Annotated in this window: 2 protein-coding genes; both read left to right on the forward strand. The window is 66.9% G+C overall.

The window, feature by feature from the left end; all coding sequences use genetic code 11:
- Positions 1-11: 11 nt before the first annotated feature.
- Positions 12-1,343 (forward strand): lysine N(6)-hydroxylase/L-ornithine N(5)-oxygenase family protein, encoded by a 1,332-nt coding sequence (locus tag ABID97_RS21460; protein ID WP_354400589.1) that lies wholly within the window; start codon positions 12-14, stop codon positions 1,341-1,343.
- A 168-nt stretch (positions 1,344-1,511) separates the two neighbouring features.
- Complete coding sequence (locus tag ABID97_RS21465) at positions 1,512-3,713, forward strand: TonB-dependent siderophore receptor (protein WP_354400590.1); 2,202 nt, start codon at positions 1,512-1,514, stop codon at positions 3,711-3,713.
- Positions 3,714-3,782 lie beyond the last annotated feature (69 nt).

Consider the following 3,782-nt stretch of genomic DNA (forward strand, 5'->3'; position numbering starts at 1 on the left):
GAACAACCGCCATGGTGATTCACGACCTCATCGGCATCGGCTTCGGCCCGTCGAACATCGCGCTGGCCATTGCGCTGGACGAGAAGCGCCGCGAAGGCCGGTGCGTCGATGCGGTGTTCATCGAAAAGCAGGCCGGCTTCGCCTGGCACAAGGACATGATGCTGGACCAGGCGCACATGCAGATCTCGTTCATGAAGGACCTGGCGACGCTGCGCAACCCGACCAGCCGCTTCACCTTCATCAACTACCTGCACGAGAGCAAGCGCCTGCAGGACTTCATCAACCTCAAGACCTTCTTCCCGAGCCGCCACGAGTTCAACGACTACCTGGGCTGGGCCGCGGCGCAGTTCGAGGATGCCTGCGTCTACGGCGAGCAGGTCTTCGAGGTGCTGCCCGAAAAGGAAACGCAGGGCGGCGAGGTTTCGCTTTTGCGCGTGCGTTCGCGCAATGGGGCAGGCGCGGTCACCGAGCGCCTCGCGCGCAACCTGGTGGTCGGCATCGGCGGCATGCCCAACATCCCCGAAGGCTTCGGGCCGCTCAGGGACGATCCACGCGTGTTCCACTCGAGCGGCTACCTGCGCGGCATGGCCCGGCTGCCCGATGCCGCAAGGATCGCCATCGTCGGCGCCGGCCAGAGCGCAGCCGAGATCTTCATGGACCTGCAAGGCCGCCCCCATGCGCCGCAGGTCGACCTGATCATGCGGGCGCGTTCGATCCGCCCGTCCGACGACAGCCCCTTCGTCAACGAGGTGTTCAACGTGGAGTTCACCGACTACATCTACGGCCAGCCCGAGGACGAGCGCGCCGCGCTGATCGACGAGTTCGGCCACACCAACTACGCGGTGGCCGACCTCGACCTGATCCAGCAGATCTTCAAGATGTTCTACGAGCAGAAGGTGCGCGGCGAGGACCGCATGCGCTTCTTGCGCCGGCACGAGATCCGCGGCGTGCAGGCCGCGGCGGACGGCATCCACCTGACCCTGTTCGACCAGGACAGCGGCGCCGACGGCACCTCGCGCTACGACGCCGTCGTGCTGGCCACCGGCTACGCGCGCGAGCAGCACAAGGCCCTCCTCGCGCCGTTGGCACCGTACCTGGGCGATTTTTCGGTCGACCGCCACTACCGCGTCGGCAGCACGCCGGACTTCCACCCCGCCATCTTCCTGCAGGGCGCCTGCGAAGCCTCGCACGGGCTGAGCGACACGCTGCTGTCGGTCACCTCCGTGCGCACGGGCGAGATCGGCAGCGCGCTGCTCAAGGCGATTCCGGGTGGTGCGCCGGTGGCGGCTGCGGCCGACGCCGCGAACAGTGCCCTCCGCGAGCGGGAGGCGGTCCGGGCCTAGGCAAAGACCCGCTCCGGCGAGGCAGTCGAAAGAAAAGGAGACAGCGCGCTGTCTCCTTTTTTTTAAGTCGAACGTCTCATGTATGGAAGCACCAGGGCGACGGATTCGGCCGCCCTGGGCGCCGAAACGTGAACACGTCGTATTCAAGCACCTGGAGTCTTCAACCTTATGCGTCCCCTGCCCCGCCAACGTCTGTTGAATGCCGCACTCGCCGCGGCCTTCGGCACGGCCTCCTCCCTTTGCAGCGTGAGCGCCTTCGCGCAAGCCACGGCACAGCCGTCGGGAGCCGCCGACCCGACCCTGCCGGCGATCACCGTGAACGCCACCACGGAAGAATCCGCCACAGGCCACGTCAACGGCTACCTCGCCAAACGCAGCACGGCCGGCAGCAAGACCGACACGCCGATCGTGGAGACGCCGCAGTCGATCTCGGTCATCACGGCCGACCGCATGGACGCCATCGGCGCCACCACCGTCAAGGATGCGCTCGGCTACACGCCGGGCATTGCCATCGCCCCGTTCGGCGCGGATTCGCGCTATGACTGGATCGCGATCCGCGGCTTCGACGGCTATGCGCCCGGCTTCTACCTGGATGGCCTGCCGCTGCGCAACAACGGGACCTGGGGTGTCTGGAAGACCGAGAACTACGGCAGCGAGCGCATCGAAGTGCTGCGCGGCCCGACCTCGGTGCTCTATGGCATGGCGAGCCCGGGCGGCGTGGTCAACATCGCGAGCAAGCTGCCGACGGCCGAGCCGCTGCGCGAAATACAGCTGCAGTACGGCAACGACGCCCGCCGCCAGGTGGCCGGCGATTTCTCCGGCGCACTCGATGCCGAAGGCAAGGTGCTCTACCGCATCACCGGCGTGCTGCGCGATGCCCAGCTGCCCGGCGGCAGCTCGCGCGACGACCGCACCTACATCGCGCCCTCGATCACCTGGAAACCCTCGAGCGACACCACGTTCACGCTGCTGGCCCAGTACCAGAAGAACCGCGCGGGCGCCTACAGCCGCATCCGGCCCATCGAGGGCTCGCTGAAGCCGACGCGCATCGGCACCACCATTCCCAGCGACCTGAACGTGGCCGATCCGAGTTTCGATCACTTCAACCACGACCAGAAGATGATCGGCTACCAGCTGGAGCATCGCTTCAACGACACCTTCACCGTGCGCCAGAAGTTGCGCTACGGCAAGCTCGAGGTCGACTACCGCACCCTGCAGTCGCCGAGCTTCGCGGCCATGGACCCGGCCAACGCGCTGAGCCCCGCCAACTACCGGTACCTGAACCGCGGCGTGTTCGGCAGCCAGGAGAGCACGACCTCGCTCACCATGGACAACCAGCTGCAGGCCGACCTGCGATCGGGCGACTGGCAGCACAAGGTGCTGGTGGGGTTGGACTACCAGCGCACCCGCATCGACCAGTACACCTACAGCAGCATCGTCGGCGCGCCGTTGCTCGACATCCAGGCCCCAGTCTACGGCGGCGCCATCGAGCTTCCCGCTCCCTACGTCAACGGCGTGAACCGGCTGGCGCAGACCGGCATCTACGTGCAGGACCAGATCAAATGGGGCGACCGCTGGTCGCTCACGCTGGGCGGCCGCTACGACACTGCGCAGAGCAGCAACTACAGCCGGTTCGACGGCACCACGCAGCGCATCTCGGAGCACAAGTTCACCAAGCGCGCGGGCCTCGTCTACCTGGCGCCGAACGGACTTGCGCCCTACCTGAGCTACTCGGAATCGTTCGCGCCGATCGGCGCGCTCGATCCCGCCACCAAGACGCCCTTCAAGCCGGAAAGCGGCCGGCAGTACGAAGCCGGCATCCGCTACCAGCCGCCGGGCGGCAAGTCGCTCTACAGCGCGGCCATCTTCGACCTGCGGCGCAAGAACTACATCACCTACGACGCGAGCTTCATGCCCAGGCAGACCGGCGAGATCTCGGTGCGCGGCCTCGAACTCGAGGCCACCACCGAGCTCATGCCGCGCCTGAACCTCACGGCCTCGTACGCCTACACGCCGCGCGCCATCGTCACGGCCAGCAGCCGGGTCGAGGAGATCGGCAAGCAGTCGATGTCGGTTCCGCGCAATCGCCTGTCGGTGTGGGCGGACTACCGCTTCAGCAACGGCCTGAAAGTGGGCGTGGGCGCGCGCTTCAACGGCTCGACGCATGGCGACGGCGAAGTGGTCGCGCCGGCCAAGGTGCCGTCGTACACGCTCCTCGACGCGATGATCGGCTACGACATCGACCGCTGGACGCTGGCGCTGAACCTGCGCAACCTGACCAACAAGGCCTACGTCGCGAACTGCGCCTACGCCTACTGCTACCTGGGCACGCAGCGCACAGCCGTGGCAACGGCCACCTACCGCTGGTAAACGCGGCGCAGCGCAAAGGCCGGGTGCCCTCGCGGGCATCCGGCCTTTTTTTACGCCGCGGTTGGGGCG

Origin of the sequence: Variovorax sp. OAS795 (genome assembly GCF_040546685.1) — a bacterium.
Classification (GTDB): Bacteria; Pseudomonadota; Gammaproteobacteria; order Burkholderiales; family Burkholderiaceae_C; genus Variovorax.